The organism is Bradyrhizobium lablabi (assembly GCF_018131005.1).
Classification (GTDB): domain Bacteria; phylum Pseudomonadota; class Alphaproteobacteria; order Rhizobiales; family Xanthobacteraceae; genus Bradyrhizobium; species Bradyrhizobium lablabi_D.
In genome coordinates this window covers 15,474-36,578 of the sequence record NZ_JAFCJK010000010.1, presented here as the reverse complement: position 1 = coordinate 36,578, position 21,105 = coordinate 15,474, and the positions used below count along the sequence as shown (strand labels likewise).

At 63.9% G+C, this 21,105-nt stretch carries 17 protein-coding genes; 14 read left to right on the top strand and 3 right to left on the bottom strand.

The features are described 5' to 3' along the window. Positions 1-138 precede the first annotated feature (138 nt). On the bottom strand, positions 139-954 hold the full coding sequence (locus JQ553_RS26645; RefSeq protein WP_212503014.1) for a uracil-DNA glycosylase: 816 nt from the start codon (positions 952-954) through the stop codon (positions 139-141). Positions 955-1,096: 142 nt separating this feature from the next. On the opposite strand from JQ553_RS26645, the gene JQ553_RS26640 reads away from it, so the two are divergent. The 3 genes from JQ553_RS26640 (at position 1,097) to JQ553_RS26630 (ending at position 5,971) form a co-directional block, all read left to right on the top strand. Continuing rightward, positions 1,097-2,755, top strand: a complete 1,659-nt coding sequence (locus tag JQ553_RS26640; protein WP_212503013.1) for an electron transfer flavoprotein-ubiquinone oxidoreductase — start codon at positions 1,097-1,099, stop codon at positions 2,753-2,755. Positions 2,756-3,125: 370 nt separating this feature from the next. Beyond that, complete coding sequence (locus JQ553_RS26635; RefSeq protein ID WP_212503012.1) at positions 3,126-4,907, top strand: tetratricopeptide repeat protein; 1,782 nt, start codon at positions 3,126-3,128, stop codon at positions 4,905-4,907. Between the two features lie 176 nt (positions 4,908-5,083). Further along, entirely contained in the window at positions 5,084-5,971 is an 888-nt protein-coding gene (locus tag JQ553_RS26630; protein ID WP_212503011.1) for a 4-(cytidine 5'-diphospho)-2-C-methyl-D-erythritol kinase, read from the top strand. Positions 5,972-6,107: 136 nt separating this feature from the next. Here JQ553_RS26630 and JQ553_RS26625 read toward each other — a convergent pair whose 3' ends face one another. Continuing rightward, positions 6,108-7,118, bottom strand: coding sequence for a polyprenyl synthetase family protein (locus JQ553_RS26625; RefSeq protein ID WP_212503010.1), 1,011 nt, complete (start codon positions 7,116-7,118; stop codon positions 6,108-6,110). Positions 7,119-7,254: 136 nt separating this feature from the next. Between JQ553_RS26625 and JQ553_RS26620 the strand changes: the two genes are divergently transcribed. The 6 genes from JQ553_RS26620 (at position 7,255) to glyS (ending at position 12,865) form a co-directional block, all read left to right on the top strand. Then, positions 7,255-7,482, top strand: coding sequence for a DUF2007 domain-containing protein (locus tag JQ553_RS26620; protein ID WP_212503009.1), 228 nt, complete (start codon positions 7,255-7,257; stop codon positions 7,480-7,482). Beyond that, entirely contained in the window at positions 7,475-8,239 is a 765-nt protein-coding gene (locus tag JQ553_RS26615; protein ID WP_212503008.1) for a tRNA1(Val) (adenine(37)-N6)-methyltransferase, read from the top strand. The genes JQ553_RS26620 and JQ553_RS26615 overlap by 8 nt, the downstream gene beginning before the upstream one ends. 243 nt (positions 8,240-8,482) lie before the next feature. Further along, on the top strand, positions 8,483-9,394 hold the full coding sequence (locus tag JQ553_RS26610) for a S49 family peptidase (protein ID WP_212503007.1): 912 nt from the start codon (positions 8,483-8,485) through the stop codon (positions 9,392-9,394). Positions 9,395-9,509: 115 nt separating this feature from the next. Then, positions 9,510-9,701: a hypothetical protein gene (locus JQ553_RS26605; RefSeq protein WP_212503219.1), complete on the top strand. Its 192-nt coding sequence runs from the start codon at positions 9,510-9,512 to the stop codon at positions 9,699-9,701. 135 nt (positions 9,702-9,836) lie between these two features. Next, a complete protein-coding gene (locus JQ553_RS26600) occupies positions 9,837-10,769 on the top strand; it encodes a glycine--tRNA ligase subunit alpha (protein ID WP_212503006.1) in 933 nt (310 codons plus the stop codon). After that, positions 10,769-12,865 carry a glycine--tRNA ligase subunit beta gene (gene glyS / locus JQ553_RS26595; RefSeq protein ID WP_212503005.1) on the top strand — a complete coding sequence of 699 codons (2,097 nt, stop codon included), beginning with the start codon at positions 10,769-10,771 and terminating at the stop codon, positions 12,863-12,865. Before JQ553_RS26600 ends, glyS begins: the two co-directional genes overlap by 1 nt. 138 nt (positions 12,866-13,003) lie before the next feature. Here the strand turns inward: glyS and JQ553_RS26590 are convergent, their stop codons facing one another. Further along, positions 13,004-13,360: a DUF1236 domain-containing protein gene (locus JQ553_RS26590; RefSeq protein WP_212503004.1), complete on the bottom strand. Its 357-nt coding sequence runs from the start codon at positions 13,358-13,360 to the stop codon at positions 13,004-13,006. A 239-nt stretch (positions 13,361-13,599) separates the two neighbouring features. Between JQ553_RS26590 and JQ553_RS26585 the strand changes: the two genes are divergently transcribed. From JQ553_RS26585 to JQ553_RS26565, 5 genes are all read left to right on the top strand, one after another. After that, positions 13,600-13,755, top strand: coding sequence for a DUF3096 domain-containing protein (locus JQ553_RS26585; protein ID WP_212503003.1), 156 nt, complete (start codon positions 13,600-13,602; stop codon positions 13,753-13,755). Positions 13,756-13,846: 91 nt separating this feature from the next. Next, complete coding sequence (ppdK, locus tag JQ553_RS26580; RefSeq protein ID WP_212503002.1) at positions 13,847-16,720, top strand: pyruvate, phosphate dikinase; 2,874 nt, start codon at positions 13,847-13,849, stop codon at positions 16,718-16,720. A 345-nt stretch (positions 16,721-17,065) separates the two neighbouring features. Continuing rightward, entirely contained in the window at positions 17,066-18,532 is a 1,467-nt protein-coding gene (locus JQ553_RS26575; RefSeq protein ID WP_212503001.1) for a cell wall hydrolase, read from the top strand. 231 nt (positions 18,533-18,763) lie between these two features. Next, complete coding sequence (locus tag JQ553_RS26570) at positions 18,764-20,008, top strand: MFS transporter (RefSeq protein ID WP_212503000.1); 1,245 nt, start codon at positions 18,764-18,766, stop codon at positions 20,006-20,008. 44 nt (positions 20,009-20,052) lie between these two features. Then, entirely contained in the window at positions 20,053-21,039 is a 987-nt protein-coding gene (locus JQ553_RS26565; protein ID WP_212502999.1) for an MDR family oxidoreductase, read from the top strand. Positions 21,040-21,105 lie beyond the last annotated feature (66 nt).

Below are 21,105 nucleotides of genomic sequence, written 5' to 3'. Positions count from 1 at the left end.
CGCGGCTTGTTGTTTGCGCATGATCTCCGCGTAAACGCTTCGCGTTTGTCGCGAGGGAAGACCGCCGCACACTTTTCCAGATCATGCCTTGGTTTGGGTCAGCCCTGATCCTGGAGACGCGCTGCGAGCCGCTCCATCCTACGAAGCCGCCGCCTGCTGCAGCGCCTTCGCGATCGCGCGCAGGTCCTGCCAGGACATCCGCTTGTAGGACGGCGAGCGCAACAGATAGGCCGGATGGAACGTCGCAATGGCGCGGATGCTGCGCGTGCCGGTGTCGTAGTCGAACCACCGCCCACGCGTGCGCATGATGCCCTCGCGGGTCCCGAGCAGTGCCTGGGTGGAGGGGTTGCCGAGCGTCACCAGCACGTCGGGGTTCACGAGCTCGATCTGGCGTCGGATGAAGGGCAGGCAGATTTGCGTTTCCTGCGGCGTCGGCGTGCGGTTGCCGGGCGGGCGCCAGGGGATCACGTTGGCGATATACGCCTTGCCGCGGTCGAGCCCGATCGCCGCGATCATCCGGTCGAGCAGCTTTCCCGAACGGCCGACGAATGGCAGGCCCTCGATGTCCTCGTCGCGGCCCGGTGCCTCACCGACGAACATCACGCGCGCTTCCGGATTGCCGTCGGCGAATACCAGTTTCGTTGCGGTGTGCTTCAGCGCGCAGCCGTCGAAATTTTCCAGCAGCGACCGCAGCAGCTCAAGCGTCGGCGCGGTGCGCGCGGCTTCCCGCGCGGACGCGATCGCGGCCTCCGGCGCGACGGTGATTTCGCTGCGCGGAACGGCCGGCATCGGCCGCGGCGGATCGGGCTGCACCATCGGGCGCGGCGCGGGCGAGGGAACAGCGTCCGTCTCCTCCAGCCGGTTCACGGGCTCGTCGGACAGCGCGCAATCGACCCCGGCCTCGAGGTAAAAGGCCAGCAATTGCTTCAGCGTAGGGGTGGGTTCAGGCGGCACGGTCATGATATCGGCAATTTAGGACGGATCGGGCGCGCGCGAAACGTCTCAACCGGCAATTCCATGGTTGTCCTTCTGCCAAAAATCGGAAACAACGGCCCTGAAAAGCTTAGAAGCGTTCTCAACGGGCTGAGATCAGATCATGAGTGCTGAAGAACTCCCTCCGCGCGAGTCCATGGAATTCGATGTCGTGATTGTCGGCGCCGGCCCCTCGGGCCTGTCGGCTGCGATCCGGCTGAAGCAGCTCAATCCCGAGCTCTCGATCGTCGTGGTGGAGAAGGGGTCGGAAGTCGGTGCACACATCCTCTCCGGCGCGGTGATCGATCCGCTGTCGCTCGACAGACTGATCCCCGACTGGCGCGAGGATGCCGATTGCCCGCTGAAAACGCAGGTGAAGGACGACCGCTTCTACTGGATGACTGCCGGTGGCGCGATCCGGCTGCCGAACTTCATGATGCCGCCGTTGATGAACAACCATCACTGCTACATCGGCTCGCTCGGCAATGTCTGCCGCTGGCTCGCGCCGAAGGCGGAGGCGCTCGGCGTCGAGATCTATCCGGGCTTCGCGGCGGCGGAAGTGCTCTATGACGACAGGGGGAGCGTGCGCGGCATCGCGACCGGCGACATGGGCATCGCCAGGGACGGCACGCACAAGGATTCCTACACTCGCGGCATGGAGCTTCTCGGCAAGTACACGCTGTTCGCCGAAGGCGCGCGTGGCTCGCTTTCCAAGCAGTTGATCGCGAAGTATCAGCTCGACGCCAAGAGCGAGCCGCCGAAATTCGGCATCGGACTGAAGGAGGTCTGGCAGGTTGATCCGGCCAAGCACCAGAAGGGCCTGATCCAGCATTCGTTCGGCTGGCCCCTGAACAATTCCACCGGCGGCGGCTCGTTCCTCTACCACTACGACGACAATCGCGTCGCGGTCGGCTTCGTCGTTCATCTGAATTACGACGATCCGTACCTGTCGCCGTTCGACGAATTCCAGCGCTTCAAGACCCATCCCTCGATCCGCGGCGTGTTCGAAGGCGGCAAGCGGCTCGCCTATGGCGCGCGTGCGATCACCGAAGGCGGCTACCAGTCGGTGCCGCGGCTCACCTTTCCGGGCGGCGCGCTCATCGGCTGCGCGGCCGGCTTCGTCAACGTGCCGCGCATCAAGGGCGTGCACAACGCGATGGGCTCGGGCATGCTCGCCGCCGAGCACGTCGCCGCCGCGCTCGGCGCCGGCCGCGCCAATGACGAACTCGTCGAATACGAGAATGCCTGGCGCGATTCCGCCGTGGGTAAGGACCTGCACAAGGTCCGCAACGTCAAGCCGCTGTGGTCGAAGTTCGGCACCATCGTCGGCGTTGCGCTCGGCGGCATCGACATGTGGTGCAACACGCTGGGCTTCTCGCTGTTCGGAACCCAGTCGCACGCCAAGCCCGACCGCAAGACGCTGGATGCAGCCAAGCAGCACCAGCCGATCGCCTATCCGAAGCCGGACGGCAAGATCTCCTTCGATAAGCTGTCGTCGGTATTCCTCTCCAACACCAATCATGAAGAGGACCAGCCGGTCCATCTCAAGGTCGCCGACATGAATCTGCAGAAGGCCTCGGAGCACGATGTCTTCGCCGGCCCTTCCAACCGCTACTGCCCGGCCGGCGTCTATGAATGGGTCGGGGAGGGATCGGAAGTGCGCTTCCAGATCAACGCGCAGAACTGCGTCCATTGCAAGACCTGCGACGTGAAGGACCCAAACGGCAATATCACCTGGGTTCCCCCCGAGGGTGGCGGCGGACCGAATTACGAGGCGATGTAACAAATGCGGGGCGCGACCACGTTTGCGTGAGTGGGGCGCCGCTGCCGCGAGGAGGCGCCCCAAACTCCATTCCGCCTCGTCTTTTGAGACCTTCCGAAAGGGGAGAGGTGGAACCTGTCGCGCGTCGATCATTCGGTTTTCCAGCGCGATTGGGCCGGGACGGCCACGATACGGCCACAGTGCAAGCGTTTTGCGATGGCACCGGCTGGCTCGGTGGCCGTAAAGGTCTAATCTGCCGATCGATTCGCCGCGTCCTTGCGGTTGGACGCCAAAAGCGGCATTGTCGCGAGCCGTGATGCCGCCGCTTGGGTTCGCATGCGAGATTGATCGCAGGATCTTGGCCGTAAATCCCTGGAGCAAGGCGACCGTGATGCTGTCCAATCGTTTCAACCGCCTGACGTTTGCAATCATAGCCGCCGCAGCGCTTGCCGCGCCCGGCTCGCTGTTGGCGCAGACGCCCGACCATCCCACCGACAATACGGCGCAGTTTCCGACCAGGAACGACCTGAAATCATTGACCACCGCCGGCAGCTATCTTGCCGCGCGTCATGCGAGCGTGGAGCGCGACGCGGCGTCGGCTGCGGCGTTTTACCGCTCGGCGCTGCGCACCGATCCGAAGAACAGTGAGCTGCTGGACCGCGCCTTCATCTCCTCGCTCGCGGACGGCGACATCGACGAGGCGGTCAAACTCGCCGACCGCATCCTGAGCCAGGACAAGGCCAATCGCGTCGCGCGTCTCGTGGTCGGCGTCCGCGATCTCAAGCTGAAGAGATACGCAAGCGCGCAGTCCAACATCAATCAATCGGTCCGCGGGCCCATCACCGACCTCATCGCGACTCTGCTCACGGCGTGGGCAAGCTACGGCGCCGGCGATTCGAAGACCGCTGTCGCGAATATCGACAAGCTGACCGGGCCGGATTGGTACCCGATCTTCAAGGACCTGCATGCCGGCATGATCCTTGAACTCGCGGGCAAGGAAAAGGACGCGGGCGCGCGTCTCGAGCGCGCCTACAAGCTCGACGATTCCATGCTGCGAACGGTTGACGAATATGCGCGCTGGTCGTCGCGCAACAAGGATGCGGCAACCGCGACCGCGATGTACGAGGCGTTCGACAAGAAGCTGCCGCGTCATCCGCTGGTGATCGACGGCATCAAGGAAGCGAAGGCAGGCAAGAAACTGCCGCCGCTCGTCGATTCGGCGCAGGCCGGCGCCGCCGAGGCGCTCTACGGCATCGGCGCGACGCTGACGCGGCGCGGCGGGGAGGATCTCGCGCTGGTCTATCTTCAGCTTGCGCTCTATCTGCAGCCCCATCACCCGCTGGCGCTGTTGTCGCTCGCGGATCTCTATGAATCCGTGAAGAAGCCGCAGATGGCGATCAAGATCTACGAGCGGATGCCGGCGAGTTCGTCGCTGAAACGCAACGCCCAGATTCAGCTCGCGACCAATCTCGACGCCGCCGACCGCAGCGACGAGGCGATCAAGATTCTCAAGGACGTCGCCGCGGAATCGCCGAAGGATGTCGAGGCGATCATGGCGCTTGGCAACATCGAGCGCGGCCGCAAGAAATTCTCCGACTGCGCGACCACCTATTCGCAGGCGATCGACGCGCTGCCGGCCGGCGGCGACAAGAACGCCTGGGTCACCTACTACTATCGCGGCATCTGCGAGGAGCGCTCCAAGCAGTGGAACAAGGCCGAGGCGGATATGCGCAAGGCGCTGGAGATGCAGCCCGAGCAGCCGCATGTGCTGAACTATCTCGGCTATTCCTGGATCGACCAGGGTATCAACCTCGACGAAGGCATGAAGATGATCAAGCGTGCCGTCGATCAGCGCCCCGACGACGGCTACATCGTGGATTCGCTCGGCTGGGCCTATTACCGCATCGGCAATTACGACGAGGCGGTGAAGAACCTCGAGCGCGCGATCGACCTGAAGCCCGAAGACCCGACCATCAACGACCATCTCGGCGACGCCTATTGGCGCGTCGGGCGTACGCTGGAGGCGAAATTCCAGTGGGCGCATGCGCGCGACCTCAAGCCCGAGCCCGAAGAACTGCCGAAGATCCAGGCCAAGATCGACAACGGTCTGCCCGAGGACACGTCGTCCGCGGCCTCCGTCGACAAGAAGAAAGAAGAAGGCAAGGGCGGCTGATCGGAGAGGGCCGCGGCCGCGCGGGACTTCGGCGCTAACGCTTTCGAATTGTCACACCCGGGACAGGCCGGGATGGCAGATTGCGCGTGAAATCCGTGTCAAACAAAGGGATAGGATCGTGATGCGATTTACTGTAATCGCATCCCGATCTGATTTTTATTGAGGGTTGTTTCGCCGTGCCGGCGTTGGTTGAAGAGGGGCGTGCCAAGGTCAATCTCACCTTGCGGGTCGTTGGCCGCCGCGTCGATGGTTATCATGATCTGGAGAGCGTCGTCGCATTTGCCGATTGCGCCGATCGCCTGACGCTAGAGCCGGGCTCCACGCTCTCGCTGGAGTTGGCGGGTCCACTCGCGGCCGACTGCGGCGAAACGTCAGACAATCTGGTGATCAAGGCCGCGCGCCTGCTCGGCGAGCGCGTCGCGGACCTCAAGGTGGGCCACTTCACGCTGGAGAAGGTGCTGCCGGTCGCCGCCGGCATCGGCGGCGGCTCGGCGGACGCGGCCGCGGCGCTGCGGCTGCTCGCGCGGCTCAACGAGCTTGCTATCGACGATGTGCGGATCCGCGAGGTTGCGCTGCAGGCCGGCGCCGATGTGCCGGTGTGCCTCGGCTCGCGCGCCTGCGACATGACCGGCGTCGGTGAGACCCTGCTGCCGCTCAGCCTGCCGAAACTACCATGTGTGCTGGTCAATCCGCGGGTGCCGGTCGCGACCAAGGACGTGTTCAATGCGCTTGGCCTGCGTCATGGCGAACTCCTGATCGGCGCCACCGATGTCCTGATGCAGACGCCATCCTGGCCGGAGGCGGGCTGCGCGATCAATGAATGGATCGACGCGCTCGCCGGCGGTACCAACGACCTCGAAGGACCAGCCGCGCGCGTCGAACCCGTGATCCGCGATGTGCTGGCGGCGCTCGGCGCTGCCGCCGGCGTGCGGCTCGTGCGCATGTCGGGATCGGGTGCGACTTGTTTTGCGATCTTCGAGAAAGACGCTGATGCCCGCGCCGCCGGCGAGAAACTTCGCGCCGATCACCCCACTTGGTGGGTGCATGCGGGCTCGCTGAGCTAGCGTATGATCCGGAAGAGTGTGTAGCGGTCTTCCGAAAAGGTCGTGCTCAAACAGAAAATAGAGCGCGATGATGATTCATCCTCGCCTCATCGCGCTCAACAGCATTATCGGTTCTGATGGAATAAGAACCGAGTTGTCAATGCGATCGTGCGAGGCAGAACGCGACCACCTCTTCCAGCGCCGTCTTCATCGGCGAGGGCGGGAACAGCGCGAGCGCGTCGACGGCCATCGCGCCATAGTGCTGGGCGCGGCTGATCGTGTCTTCGAGGGCGCGGTGCTTGGTCATCAGGCCGATGGCGTGGTCGAGATCGTTCGGGCCGATCTCGCCGCGCTCCAGCGCGCGAATCCAGAATTTTCGTTCGCTGTCGTTGCCGCGGCGGAACGCCAGAACCACCGGCAGCGTGATCTTGCCCTCGCGGAAATCGTCACCGACATTCTTGCCGAGCTTGGCGGACTTGCCGCCATAGTCGAGCACGTCGTCGACGAGCTGGAAGGCGATACCGAGATTCATGCCGACCGAGCGGCACGCAGTCTGCTCTGCCTTCGGCCGATTGGCGATCGCGGGGCCGACCTCGCAGGCGGCGGCAAACAGCTCGGCGGTCTTCCCTCTGATCACCGCGAGGTATTCGTCCTCGGTGGTCGCGGTGTTCTTTGCGGCCGCGAGCTGCATCACCTCGCCCTCGGCGATGGTGGCGGCGGCAGCCGAAAGGATGTCGAGCGCGCGCAGCGAGCCGACCTCGACCATCATGCGAAACGCCTGCCCGAGCAGAAAGTCGCCGACCAGCACGCTCGCCTCATTTCCCCACAGCATCCGCGCAGACAATTTCCCGCGGCGCAGCTCGCTCTCGTCGACCACGTCGTCATGCAGCAGCGTCGCGGTGTGCATGAACTCGACCGCGGCCGCGAGCTTGACATGGCCGTCCCCGGAATAGTCGGAGAGCTGCGCCATCGCCAATGTAAGCATCGGACGCAGCCTTTTTCCGCCGGAAGAGATCAGGTGGTTGGCGACCTCGGGGATCATGGTGACCTCGGAGCCAGTGCGCGAAATAATGGTCGCGTTGACACGTTCCATGTCGGCGGCGACAAGCCCAACCAGCCCGTCGATCGATGCATTGGACGGGCTCTCGAAGGGTACAATAACCGCCACGCTGGTCTCCAATTTTGCCGAATTCGCGCTATCCTGAGCTATAACAATAGAAACTGCGCGTTGAAGCGGCAAGGCCACGAAGCTGTTGACAGGTGTCGCAGGCGCGTGAAAGCCGGCTTTCTCAGGAGAACGTGATTTGAGGGAATTGGTTCGGACCAACGACCTGGTGCTGGTTTCCGCCATCGGCGCGCTGCTCGATGGCGCCAACATCCATCATCTGGTGCTGGACCAGAACATGAGCATCATCGAGGGCTCGCTCGGCGTGCTGCCGCGGCGAATCCTGGTGCATGAAGATGATCACCGAGAGGCGCGCCAGATTCTGACCGAGGCCGGCCTCGGCCACGAATTGCGCTCCGATGAGTGAGCCTGCCGCCGTTACTGAGGACGGTTTTCTCGGCGGGCAGTTGTTGTTGCGGCAGCCGCGTGCCGGCCATCGCGCCGGCCATGACGCCATCCTGCTTGCTGCCGCGACGCCGGCCCGGGCGGGCGATCGTGTCGTCGATCTCGGCGCCGGCGTCGGCGCCGCGGGCCTCGCCGTGGCACGGCGGGTTCCGGGCATCGCGCTTGTTCTTGTCGAGATCGATGCGGCACTGGCGGAATTGGCGCGCGGCAATGCTGCGGCCAATGCGATTGCAGCCGACGTCGCGGTGCTCGACGTCGAGGCGTCAGCCGAAGCTTTCGCAGCCGCAGGTCTTCCCCCCGACGGCGCAGACGTCGTGCTGATGAACCCGCCGTTCAACGATGCCGCAAGGCATCGCGCCTCCCCGGACAAGATCCGCGAAGTCGCGCACGTGGCGAGCGCGACGACGCTGCAAGGCTGGGTGCACGCCGCGCGGCGGATCCTGAAATCGAACGGCAGGCTGGCGCTGATCTGGCGGGCCGACGGCATCGGCGAGGTCTTGACTGCGCTTGAGCGCGGCTTCGGCAGCGTCGAGATTCTGCCGGTTCACGCTGATGGGACCGCGCCGGCGATCCGGATCCTGATCCGCGCCACCAAGGGCGGACGGGCGCCGACATGCATCCATGCCGCGCTGCTGCTCAATGATGAGTCAGGTGTGCCTAATAAAGAGGTGAAGGAGGTCTTGGCCGGGAAAGGGAACTTGCCACTCGTTGGACGGTGAGGGCAGCGTGGCTGCCCCTGTCATTGCGTGGGGAGCTTACTGGGAAGCCGTTTTCGACTGCCGTTCAGGCCTCGACGTAAAGTGAATCGCCGCGAGGAGGGTACTGATCAACAGAATCAAAAGATAGATTTTCATGTCGCTCTCCGCAGCGCCATTGCAGCCACAACGACCAAAATGCAAAACGCGTTCCAACCATCCCAATGACAGTGACGGGATAAAAAATGGTTAATTCGAGGTAACTGCATGAGTGAACAAATAAGTGATCGCGCGGGACGGCCGGGACTGATCGAGCGCGTGCAGAGCGTGCTTCCGGCGCGGTTGCGGCGGGGCGTCGCCATCGTTCCGGTGGTGCGGCTATCCGGGGTGATCGGCGCGGTGACGCCGCTCAGGCCCGGCATGACGCTCGCCGGCGTTGCCAAGATGCTGGAACGGGCATTTGGCACGAGGAATGCCAAGGCTGTGGCGCTGGTGATCAATTCGCCGGGTGGGTCTCCGGTGCAATCGCGGCAGATTTACCTGCGGATCCGTCAGCTCGCCGCCGAGAAAAAGCTGCCGGTCCTGGTGTTCGTCGAGGACGTTGCGGCCTCCGGCGGCTACATGATCGCTTGCGCCGGCGACGAGATCTATTGCGATCCATCATCGATTCTGGGATCGATCGGCGTGGTCGGCGGCAGCTTTGGTCTGGAGGGACTGATCAAGAAGATCGGGGTCGAGCGGCGCCTCTACACGGCCGGCAGCCACAAGGCGATGCTCGATCCGTTCCTCCCCGAAAACCCTGATGACGTTGCACGGCTGAAGGCGATCCAGCGCGAGATCCATGCGATCTTCATCACGCTGGTGAAGCAGAGCCGCAGCAGCCGGCTGAAGGGCGCCGACGACGTGCTGTTCACGGGCGAATATTGGGCGGGCGAAACCGCTGTTGACCTTGGCTTGGCCGACGGTATCGGCGACCTCCGCTCGACGCTGCGCGCCCGTTACGGCGAGAAGGTGCTGACGCCCGTGATTGCGCCTGCAAGTGGCCTGCTCTCCGGTCTGTTCGGCAGGCGGGCGCCCGGGGCAGGGTCGCTCGCGGCGTTGGACGGTCTCGGAAGCCTGCCGGACGATCTGATCTCCGCGCTCGAAACAAGGGCGATTTGGGCCAAATTCGGGTTCTGACACATGGACGTGAGCGCGCCATTTAGCCCCAAAAGCCCAATTGCGGTGCAGCCGCGCTTGCGCGACAATGCCTGATATTGGGGGCATGACCGAGCTGAACGACAAGGATCGACTGATGCCGCCGTTGATCGCATTCGCAGGGGTGCTGGGTGGTTTGACCGTGGTCCGCTGGGCTTATCGGACTGCCACGCGGATCAACCAGGAACTGGAAGAGGCGCGGCTTGCCCGCCTCGCCGAGGCCGCCCGCACAGGCGAGATCAAGACTCTCCGCCGCGACCCCGTGACCGGAGCCTACCGTCCGGATTAAGGCTTGGATCTCCATCGCCCGCTCTTGCGGGGAGAGGCGGGCCTGCCGGAACTACCCCGCATCGCCTTGATTCCGTTGGCTGCCGCCGATACGGTCCCGCGCGCTCACCACCCCCTCGCGAGACCGTTTCTGACGATGGACGCTTTGCCTGACCACATGCGCCCGGAACGATCGTTCCAGGGCTTCATCCTTGCTCTCCAACGATTCTGGGCCGAGCAGGGCTGCGTCATTCTGCAGCCTTATGACGTGGAAATGGGCGCTGGCACCTTCCATCCCGCCACCACCCTGCGCGCGCTGGGCCCGAAGCGCTGGAATGCGGCCTATGTGCAGCCCTCGCGGCGGCCGAAGGACGGACGCTACGGCGAAAACCCGAATCGCCTGCAGCACTACTACCAGTTCCAGGTGATCATGAAGCCGTCGCCGCCGAACCTTCAGGAACTGTACCTGAAGTCGCTTGCCGCGATCGGTATCGATTCCAGCGTCCACGACATCCGCTTTGTCGAGGACGATTGGGAAAGCCCGACGCTCGGGGCATGGGGGCTGGGCTGGGAATGCTGGTGCGACGGCATGGAAGTGTCCCAGTTTACCTATTTCCAGCAGGTCGCCGGCGTAGAATGCGCGCCGGTATCAGGCGAGCTCACCTATGGGCTGGAGCGCCTTGCGATGTATGTGCAGGGCGTCGACCGCGTCTATGACCTCAACTTCAACGGCCGCGAAGGCGACGAGAGGGTCACCTATGGCGACGTATTCCTGCAGGCCGAGCAGGAATATTCGCGGCACAATTTCGAATTTGCCGATACCGCGATGCTGTTCGAGCAGTTCAGGATGGCCGAGGACGCCTGCCGTAAATATCTCGCGGCCGGCTGGCAAGAGGGCAACCGGAAAGAACATCTGATGGCGCTGCCCGCCTATGACCAGTGCATCAAGGCGAGCCACGTGTTCAACCTGCTCGATGCGCGCGGCGTCATTTCGGTGACGGAGCGGCAGAGCTACATCATGCGCGTGCGCGAGCTCGCGAAAGCCTGCGGCGAGGCGTGGGTCCACACCGAAGCGGGCAGGGCGGTCTGATGCCCGAACTTCTCCTCGAGCTGTTCTCCGAAGAAATCCCCGCGCGCATGCAGGCCAAGGCGGCGGACGATTTGCGCCGCATGGTGACCGACAAGCTCGTCGCCGAAGGCCTCGTCTACGAAGGCGCGAAAGCGTTCGCGACGCCGCGGCGTCTGGCGTTGACCGTGCACGGCATCCCCGTGCGTCAGCCTGACCTCAAGGAAGAGCGCCGAGGCCCGCGTGTCGGCGGCCCGGAGCCGGCGATCCAGGGATTTCTGAAGGCGACGGGCCTGTCCTCGGTCAGCGAAGCAAAAATCCAGAACGACAAGAAGGGCGATTTCTATATCGCACTGATCGAGAAGCCCGGCCGCCCCGCGATCGACGTGATCGCGGAAATGCTGCCGGTGATCATCCGCACCTTCCCTTGGCCGAAATCCATGCGCTGGGGTGCGCGTTCGGCCAAATCCGGCTCGCTCTCCTGGGTGCGTCCGCTGCACGCGATCACCGCGACGTTTGGGCTGGAGACCGAGGAGCCTGACGTCGTGAATTTCTCGGTCGACGGCATCGAGGCGGGGCAGACGACCTACGGCCATCGCTTCATGGCGCCGGGCGCGATCAGTGTGCGTCGCTTCGAGGATTACGAGGCGAAGCTAACGGCCGCCAAGGTCGTGCTCGATCCGCAGACGCGCAAAGACATCATCCTTGAGGACGCCAAGGAACTGGCGTTCGCGCAAGGCTACGAGGTCGTCGAAGACCATGTGCTGCTCGACGAGGTTGCCGGCCTCGTCGAATGGCCGGTCGCGCTGATGGGCTCGTTCGACAAGGAATTCCTGTCGATCCCGGATGAAGTGATCCGCGCAACCATCCGCAACAATCAAAAGTGCTTTGTGGTGCGCGACTCCAGGACGGGCAAGCTCGCCAACAAGTTCATCCTGACCGCCAACATCGAGGCGACCGACGGCGGCAAGACCGTCATTGCCGGCAACGAACGCGTGATCCGTGCGCGACTGTCGGACGCGAAGTTCTTCTATGAGACCGACCTGAAGACGAAGCTGGAAGCCCGGCTGCCGAAGTTCGAGCAGATCGTGTTCCATGAAAAGCTCGGCACGCAGGCCGAGCGGATCAAGCGGGTTGAGCGGCTCGCGGCGGAGATCGCGCCGCTGGTCAGCGCCGATGTCGAGACGGCGAAGCGCGCTGCGCGCCTTGCGAAGGCGGATTTGCTGACCGAAGTGGTCGGCGAATTCCCCGAATTGCAGGGCCTGATGGGCAAGTATTACGCGCTGGCGCAAGGCGAGGATGCCGCCGTCGCCACAGCAAGCGAAGACCATTACAAGCCGCAAGGGCCTGCCGATCGCGTGCCGACGGATGCGGTGAGTGTGGCGGTGGCGTTGGCGGACAAGATCGACACGCTTGTCGGCTTCTGGGCGATCGATGAGAAGCCGACGGGGAGCAAGGACCCGTATGCGTTGCGCCGCGCCGCGCTCGGTGTCATCAGGTTGATTGTCGATAACACGCTGCGCCTGCCGATCCTGACGACCGCCAAGTCCGCGATGAAGGGCTTTTCTGCGAACGCGGATGTCGACACGCTTCCGAATGATCTCCTCTCCTTCTTCGCCGACCGTCTGAAGGTCCAGCTCCGCGACCAGGGCGCGCGTCATGACCTTGTCGATGCTGTGTTCTCCCTCGGCGGCCAGGACGATCTCCTGCTCATCGTCCGCCGCGTCGAGGCGCTCGGAAAATTCCTCGACAGCGACGACGGCAAGAACCTGCTCGCGGGCACCAAGCGTGCCGGCAACATCCTCGCGATCGAGGAGAAGCGGGACAAGCGCACCTTCGATGGCGCGCCGGATGCCGCGCTCTACACGCTCGGTGAAGAAAAGGCGTTGGCGAAGGCAATCGAACAGGCAAAGCGCGAAGCTTCTGCCGCGGTGGCCAAGGAAGATTTTGCCGCCGCGATGAGCGCGATGGCAAAATTGCGGCCGGCGGTCGATGCCTTCTTCGACAAGGTCAAGGTCAATGACGAGGATCCCAAGGTCCGCGAGAACCGGCTGAAACTGCTGAACGAAATCCGCGCCGCGACGCGTGCGGTTGCGGATTTCTCCAAGGTCGAGGGTTGATGGACCAACAGCGTGGGTGTTCTGCAGACAACAGAAAAGCCCCGCCCAAGAAAACGCCGGGCGGGGCTTCCAGGTCCGGTCGCATCTCGCGCACATCCGCTTGCGCGGCGCCCGAACCCATCGTCCAGGCGATCTGGTTTATTCGACCACCTGAATGATGCGACGCGAGCGCGGCTCGACCAGGACGGTCTCGCCATTCACGACGGTGTAACGATAAGGCGTCGCGCCGAACCGCTGCGGCACGTCGTAATAAGTCACGCCGACTTCCGGCAGCACGGAGCCGACCACGACGCGATCCGGAATCGTGTAATTTGGTACGCGTTCGCGCACGATGTATTCGCGGAACGCCGGGCGCTGGTCGGCCGCGATGCCTCCGTCCGCTTCGATCGCAACCGAACCGCCGCGAACGATGCCCACAGTTTGCGCCTGCGCGGCAACAACCGGCACCGCGATCGCAGCCGTAACCGCTGCAGCGGCAAGAATTCTGTTTCGCATGGCTCACTCCATTCCATTCGTCACGCTGAAGGACGCCGGCCTTCGCCAGCGCGCTTGCGAGCCAATGCATCCGCGACGCCGATGTTCCGAAAAATTGCTGTCATATGCGCGGCATTTTCAGGGCAAATGCCGTGGGTGCGGAACCCATTGGCGCGGCGGGCGTCTTGATGTCGGAACTTCCTCAGCGGATAAGATGCCGCCTCGATTCGATCTTCCGAAAACCAGCCGGAGAAATTTCAATGGTCATCACCGCTGCGCATGTGCCTGCCATCGTGGCCCTGATTGCGGGCATCCTGATCCTGATCATGCCGCGGCTCCTCAATTTCATTGTCGCGATCTATCTGATCTTTGTCGGACTGGTCGGAATGGGCTTGTTGCGCTGGCTGCACCTCTAACGCGAAAGCAGGGTTTCGCGGCTTGCGCGAGACCCTTCAAAATGGTGTAAGGCGCGCATCTTCGACCCCTCTTACGGAATTGTTGTCTGACATGGCCAAAGCCGTCGCGAAGTCCAAGAAAGTTGCAGCGAAATCAAAGTCCTCCGTCTCGGCCCGCAAGGCCGCGCCGCAGGCGCGCAAGACACTGAAGAGCGCTGCCAAGGCGGCGCCGAAAGCCGCCGCCAAGCCGGCTGCAAAACCCGTGGCCAAGGTCCCGGCTGCGAAAACGGCAGCCGCCGCAATCAAGGCCGGCAAGTGGGTCTATACGTTCGGCGACGGCAAGGCGGAGGGTCAGGCTGGCTTGCGCGACCTGCTCGGCGGCAAGGGTGCCAACCTCGCGGAAATGGCCAATCTCGGCCTGCCGGTGCCGCCCGGCTTCACCATCCCGACGTCGGTCTGCACCTATTTCTACGAGCACGACAAGACCTATCCGAAGGAATTGAAGGCGCAGGTCGAGAAGGCGCTCGACTATGTCGGCAAGCTGACCGGCAAGGCGTTCGGCGACGCCAGGAATCCGCTGCTCGTGTCGGTGCGCTCAGGCGCGCGCGCCTCGATGCCGGGCATGATGGACACCGTGCTCAATCTCGGCCTCAACGACCGGACGGTCGAAGCGCTCGCCGAGCTCTCGGGCGACCGCCGCTTCGCCTATGACAGCTATCGCCGCTTCATCACCATGTATTCGGACGTGGTGCTCGGCTTCGAGCATCATCACTTCGAGGACATTCTCGACACCTTCAAGGACAGCCAGGGCTATTCGCTCGATACCGACCTCACCGGCGATGACTGGGTCGAGCTGGTTGCCAAGTACAAGGAGGCGGTGGCGCGGGAGACCGGACACGATTTCCCGCAGGATCCGCACGACCAGTTGTGGGGTGCGATCGGCGCGGTGTTTTCATCCTGGATGAATGCGCGTGCGGTGACTTATCGCAAGCTGCACGACATTCCGGAGTCCTGGGGCACCGCCGTCAACGTGCAGGCGATGGTGTTCGGCAATATGGGTGAGACCTCGGCCACCGGCGTTGCTTTCACGCGCAACCCCTCGACCGGCGAGAGCAAGCTCTACGGTGAATTCCTGATCAATGCGCAGGGCGAGGATGTCGTTGCCGGCATCCGCACGCCGCAGGACATCACCGAGGACGCGCGCCAGGAAAGCGGTTCCGACAAGCCGTCGATGGAAGCTGCGATGCCCGCGGCGTTCAAGGAGCTGACGCGGATCTATACGCTGCTCGAGAAGCACTACCGCGACATGCAGGACATGGAGTTCACGGTCGAGCAGGGCAAGCTGTGGATGCTGCAGACCCGCAGCGGCAAGCGCACCGCGAAGGCGGCCTTGCGCATCGCGGTCGAACTCGCCAATGAGGGTCTGATCTCCAAGCAGGACGCGGTGACGCGGATCGATCCGGCCTCGCTCGATCAGCTGCTGCACCCGACCATCGATCCGGCCGCGAAGCGCGACGTGATCGCGACCGGTTTGCCGGCTTCGCCCGGTGCGGCCTCGGGCGAGATCGTGTTCTCGTCGGACGAAGCGGCCAAGCTGCAGGCCGACGGACGCAAGGTGATTCTGGTCCGCATCGAGACCAGCCCCGAAGACATCCACGGCATGCACGCCGCCGAAGGCATTTTGACGACGCGCGGCGGCATGACCTCGCACGCGGCGGTGGTCGCGCGCGGCATGGGCAAGCCCTGCGTCTCCGGCTGCGGCACCATCCGCGTCGATTACGGGCGCGGCACGATGAGCGTGGGCCAGCGCACCTTCAAGACCGGCGATGTCATCACCATCGACGGCTCGGTCGGCCAGGTGCTGGCCGGCCGCATGCCGATGATCGAGCCGGAACTCTCCGGCGAGTTCGGCACGCTGATGGGCTGGGCCGACCAGGCCCGCAAGCTCGGCGTCCGCGTCAACGGCGACACGCCGGATGACGCGCGCACCGCGGTGAAGTTCGGCGCCGAGGGCATCGGCCTCTGCCGCACCGAGCACATGTTCTTCGAGGAGACGCGCATCCGCACCGTGCGCGAGATGATCCTCTCCGAGGATGAGCAGTCGCGCCGCGCCGCGCTGTCGAAACTGTTGCCGATGCAGCGCGCCGACTTCGTCGAATTGTTCGAGATCATGAAGGGCTTGCCCGTCACGATCCGCCTGCTCGATCCGCCGCTGCACGAGTTCCTGCCGCACACGCAGGCCGAGATCGAGGAAGTGGCGCGTGCCATGAACACCGATCCGCGCAAGCTCGCCGATCGCGCTCGCGAGCTTGCCGAATTCAACCCGATGCTCGGGTTCCGTGGCTGCCGCCTGGCGATCGCCTACCCCGAGATCGCCGAGATGCAGGCGCGCGCCATTTTCGAAGCCGCCGTCGAAGCCGGCAAGCGTACCGGCAAGGCGGTTGGCCTCGAGGTGATGGTGCCGCTGATCGCGACCAAGGCCGAGTTCGATGTCGTGAAGGCGCGGATAGATGCGACCGCGCAGGCCGTGATGAAGGAGACCGGCGTCAGGCTGAACTATCAGGTCGGCACCATGATCGAGCTGCCGCGCGCCTGCCTGATGGCCGGCCAGGTGGCGGAGACTGCGGAGTTCTTCTCCTTCGGGACCAACGATCTGACGCAGACCACCTACGGCATCAGCCGCGATGACGCCGCGAGTTTCCTCGGCACTTACGTTGCGAAGGGCATTCTCGAGATCGATCCGTTCATCTCGGTCGATCGCGACGGCGTCGGCGAACTCGTCAGGATCGGGGTCGTGCGCGGGCGCAAGACGCGGCCGAGCCTCAAGGTTGGTATCTGTGGCGAACATGGCGGCGATCCCGCTTCCGTCGCCTTCTGCCACGAGGTCGGCCTCGACTACGTCTCGTGCTCGCCCTATCGCGTGCCGATCGCGCGTCTCGCCGCGGCGCAGGCGGCGCTGGGCAAGGCGATCGCCAGCCAGGCGTGATGCTGCAGCGATATTGGCGAACACAACGTCATGCCCGGGCTCGTCCCGGGCATTTTCGTTTCTTAAAGCATGATCCAGCCGCTGACCCCGGCCTCGTCATTGCAAGCGAGGCGTAGCGCCGCTCGGCTTCGTTGTTTTGTTGACCGATTGTTTACCACTTCCATCCGTCGCGCATTTACCAACGCTTTCGATGCGTCGGGCAAAAAGCCCGCAATCGCTTGTGTGTAGCGCGCAAGCAACGCCGGTTAACCCGGCGGCAACCTAAATTCGATAGCAACAAAAAAGGTCGAATTGCGCGGACGTACCGTATTCGATTGCACTGAGTAAGCGTTGCGTGAGCGTACGATGTTTGTGTTGTGTAACCAGCCGAAGAGCGTCCGCCTTGCGCTCTTCGGCCTCGGTCTCAGCATCTTCGCGTTGATGCCAACCGAGATCGGATATCAGGATATCGCCGCGCTGCTGGCCCGACAGCCGGGCGTCGCCGAGCGCTGGCAGAAGCGAGTGTTTGCTTCCGCGGTTGGTTCCATCCAGGTCGCGACCTACAGCTTTGGCCGTCCGATCGGCACATCCGCTCCACAGACCGCGACATATCGCTTCGCAAGCCTCGACAATCAGGGCATCAACATCACGGGGAGCGTGACGCACAATCCGCTCGCCGCGCCGCCACCGCGCTACCAGGCCTCCGATTTTCCCAAGGTCGATCGCACGCTGAAGGGCGACCGTCTCGCCATCGCAAAGCCCGGTCCGGTCGAGCCCGCCGCGCCGGCAGGCAATGCGCCGTCTAACGCGGATCCGTCGACCTCGAATTCATCGGTCATGGGCATGAAGACCGCCGAGAGCGCGCCGCTCGATCCCGAGCTGCAGGAAGCGCTGCGTGCACCGCCGTTGCCGCAATATGCGGCGCCGCCGCAAGATCCGCAGTATGATTTGTCGTCGTCACGCGAGGTTGCCCCGCACGACGACCTCAAGGGTGAGGGCGCCGCGAAGGCTGCAGCCGAGCCCGCAACGACGCCGCGCGATGCGTTTTCGTTCAAGACCTCGACCCTGTTCTTTGGCTCGTCGCTCGGCACGCCCGAGAACATGGAGCGCTGGCAGCCCGGCGAGGAGCCGACAATCATCACGCCCCCTGCGGGGCCTGATCCGGACATGAAAGTGATGGCGTCGCTACCTGTCGATGCTGACGGCCCGGTCCGGGCCGGCGAGATGGGCGAGAGCATCGCGCCGAAGGGCGAGGTCAATGCCGACAACCAACGCGCCAAGACGCCGGCGGAGCGGCTTGGCCTGTTCGACGAGAAATCGCGCGCAAAGTCGGAAAAGTGCCTGGCCGAAGCGGTCTATTTCGAGGCCCGCGGAGAAGCGGTGCGCGGCCAGATCGCGGTCGCGCAAGTCGTGCTGAACCGTGCCTTCTCAGGAAAATACCCCGACACCGTGTGCGGTGTGGTCTACCAGAACAAGCACCGCCATTTCGCCTGCCAGTTCACCTTCGCCTGCGACAACATCCGAGATGTCATCCGCGAGCCCGATATGTGGGAACGCGCGCAGAAGATCGCGAAGGCGATGCTGGATGGCCGCTTGTGGCTGCCGGAGGTCGATCGCTCGACCCATTATCATGCCTATTGGGTACGGCCCTCCTGGGTCAGCGAAATGAAGAAGACCTACAAGTTCGGTGTGCACACCTTCTATCGCCCGCGTGCCTGGGGCGACGGCAGCGACGCGCCGAGCTGGGGCAACCCGACCGAGACCGCCGCGATCTCGGCGCAGCTCGCCGAAGCCGCGCAAAGTTCCGCCGAACACGCCAGCGCGAAGCGGTAGCTTCACCCCGCCAGGGCCGGGCTGGGACCTGCAGCGGGATTGGCTCAAGCGATCATCGGCTCGTCGAATCGCACTTCGTGGCGGGACGCGCACTCTCCCAGATTTTGCAGAGCTGCTCTGCGCCTTGATTTTTTCCGCCGCCCCCCCTTGGGATTTGCATGCACCTGCATTAACTCCCCGTAACATTTTGCGCGGGGGCACTCCCGCCAGAAACTGCGGGGGACCGACAAGATGGCTGTGACCACCGGCGAGCTTCGTCCAACCTCCGCCACGTGGCGCACCCCGCTCGTGATCATCATCTGCGGCTGCGCGATCGCGCTTCTGAGTTTCGGGCCGAGGTCGAGCCTCGGCTTCTTCGTGCAGCCGATGGGTCGCGAGTTCGCCTGGGGTCGCGACGTGTTCGGCCTTGCGCTCGCGCTCCAGAACCTCTTATGGGGCCTCGGCCAGCCCTTCGCCGGTGCGATCGCCGACCGCTTCGGCGTTCTGCGTGTGATGGTGGTCGGCGCGCTGCTTTATGCCGCGGGCCTGCTGCTGATGCGCTACTCGACGACACCGTTGTCGCTCAATATCGGCGCGGGCGTGTTGATCGGCTTCGGCCTGTCGGGCTCGTCCTTCAACCTCGTACTGTCGGCCTTCAGCAAGCTCTTGCCGCCCGAACGGCGCGGCATCGCGCTCGGTGCCGGCACCGCGGCGGGCTCGTTCGGCCAATTCCTGTTCGCTCCTTTCGGCGTCGCGCTGATCGACAATTTCGGCTGGCAGACTGCGCTTGTCGTGTTCGGCGCGCTGATGCTGCTGATCCTGCCGCTCTCGCTCGCGCTTTCGACGCCGCGCGCGGAGACCGGCGCCGCTCCGGCCGCCGATCAGCAGTCGTTCAAGACCGCGCTTGCCGAGGCCTTCGGGCACCGCTCCTATGTGCTACTCGTGCTCGGGTTCTTTACCTGCGGCTTCCAACTCGCCTTCATCACCGTGCATCTGCCGGCTTATCTCGCCGATCGCGGCATCCCGGCGTCGACCGGCGGCTGGGTGATCGCGGCGATCGGCCTGTTCAATATTGTCGGGTCGCTCAGCGTCGGGTGGCTGCAGAACCTGTTTCCGAAGCGCTACATCCTGTCGCTGATCTATTTCACCCGCGCACTCTCGACCATCGCCTTCATCTCGTTTCCGATCACGACCTTCTCGGCGATCGCGTTCGGCGCGATCTCCGGCCTGACCTGGCTCTCTACGGTGCCGCCAACCTCAGCGCTGGTGGCGCTGATGTTCGGCACGCGCTGGTTTGCCACGCTCTATGGATTTGCATTCGTGAGCCATCAGGTCGGCGGCTTCCTCGGCGTCTGGCTCGGTGGCATCGTGTTCGAGCACTATGGTTCCTATACGCCGATCTGGTGGCTGTCGGTGCTGTTCGGTGTGTTGTCAGCGCTGATCAATTTGCCGATAGTGGAAGCACCCGTCGCCCGCGCGGTTGCGCGGCCGGCCTGATGGGCTAAACATTCCCCGAAACCGGAATTTCGGGGAGAGCTATCGTGGCAACCTTCAAGGCGATCAGGATCGACAAGGCGGACAAGGGTACCTCCGCCGCGCTCACGCAGTTCGACGAAGCCGAACTGATGGATGGCGACGTTACCGTGCGGGTCGAGTGGTCGACGCTAAACTACAAGGACGGTCTCGCGCTCACCGGCAAGGCGCCGGTCGTGCGCCGGTTCCCGATGATCGCCGGCATCGATTTTGCCGGCACGGTCGAACAATCCAGCCATCCCGCCTGGAAGGCTGGCGACAAAGTGGTCTGCAACGGCTGGGGCATGGGTGAGACCCATCTCGGCGCCTACGCCGAGAAGGCGCGCGTGAAGGGCGATTGGCTGGTGCGGCTGCCGGATGGAATCTCGGCGCGCGATGCAGCGGCGATCGGCACCGCCGGCTACACCGCGATGTTGTCGGTGCTGGCGCTGGAGAGACACGGGCTAACGCCCAAGAGCGGCCCGATCGTGGTGACGGGCGCTGCCGGCGGCGTCGGCTCGGTGGCGACCGCGGTGCTGTCCAAGCTCGGCTATCACGTCATTGCCTCGACCGGGCGAATGGCCGAAGCGCACTATCTGAAGAGCCTCGGCGCGTCCGAGGTGATCGATCGCGCCGAGTTGTCCGGCCCCGCCAAGTCGCTGGCGAAGGAGCGCTGGGCCGGCGGTGTCGACAGCGTCGGGTCGACCACGCTCGCTAATCTCCTCTCCATGACCCGGTATGGCGGCGCCATCGCCGCCTGCGGTCTGGCGGGCGGCATGGACCTGCCGACCTCGGTGGCTCCCTTCATTTTGCGCGGAGTGTGCCTTCTCGGTATCGATTCGGTGATGTGTCCGATCGAACTGCGGCGAACCGCCTGGCGTCGTCTCGCCAGCGATCTGGATAAGGCAAAACTCACTGATATAACTAGTGAAATTTCCTTGGGCGATGTGATGGCTTACGGCCCGAAAATCCTCGCCGGCGAGGTCCGCGGCCGGATCGTGGTAAAAATAGTCTGACCGCGTTCAGAATTTACCAACCAAGCTGCTCCAATGTTGCCACTGTTCGTATGGTAAGCAGTGGGT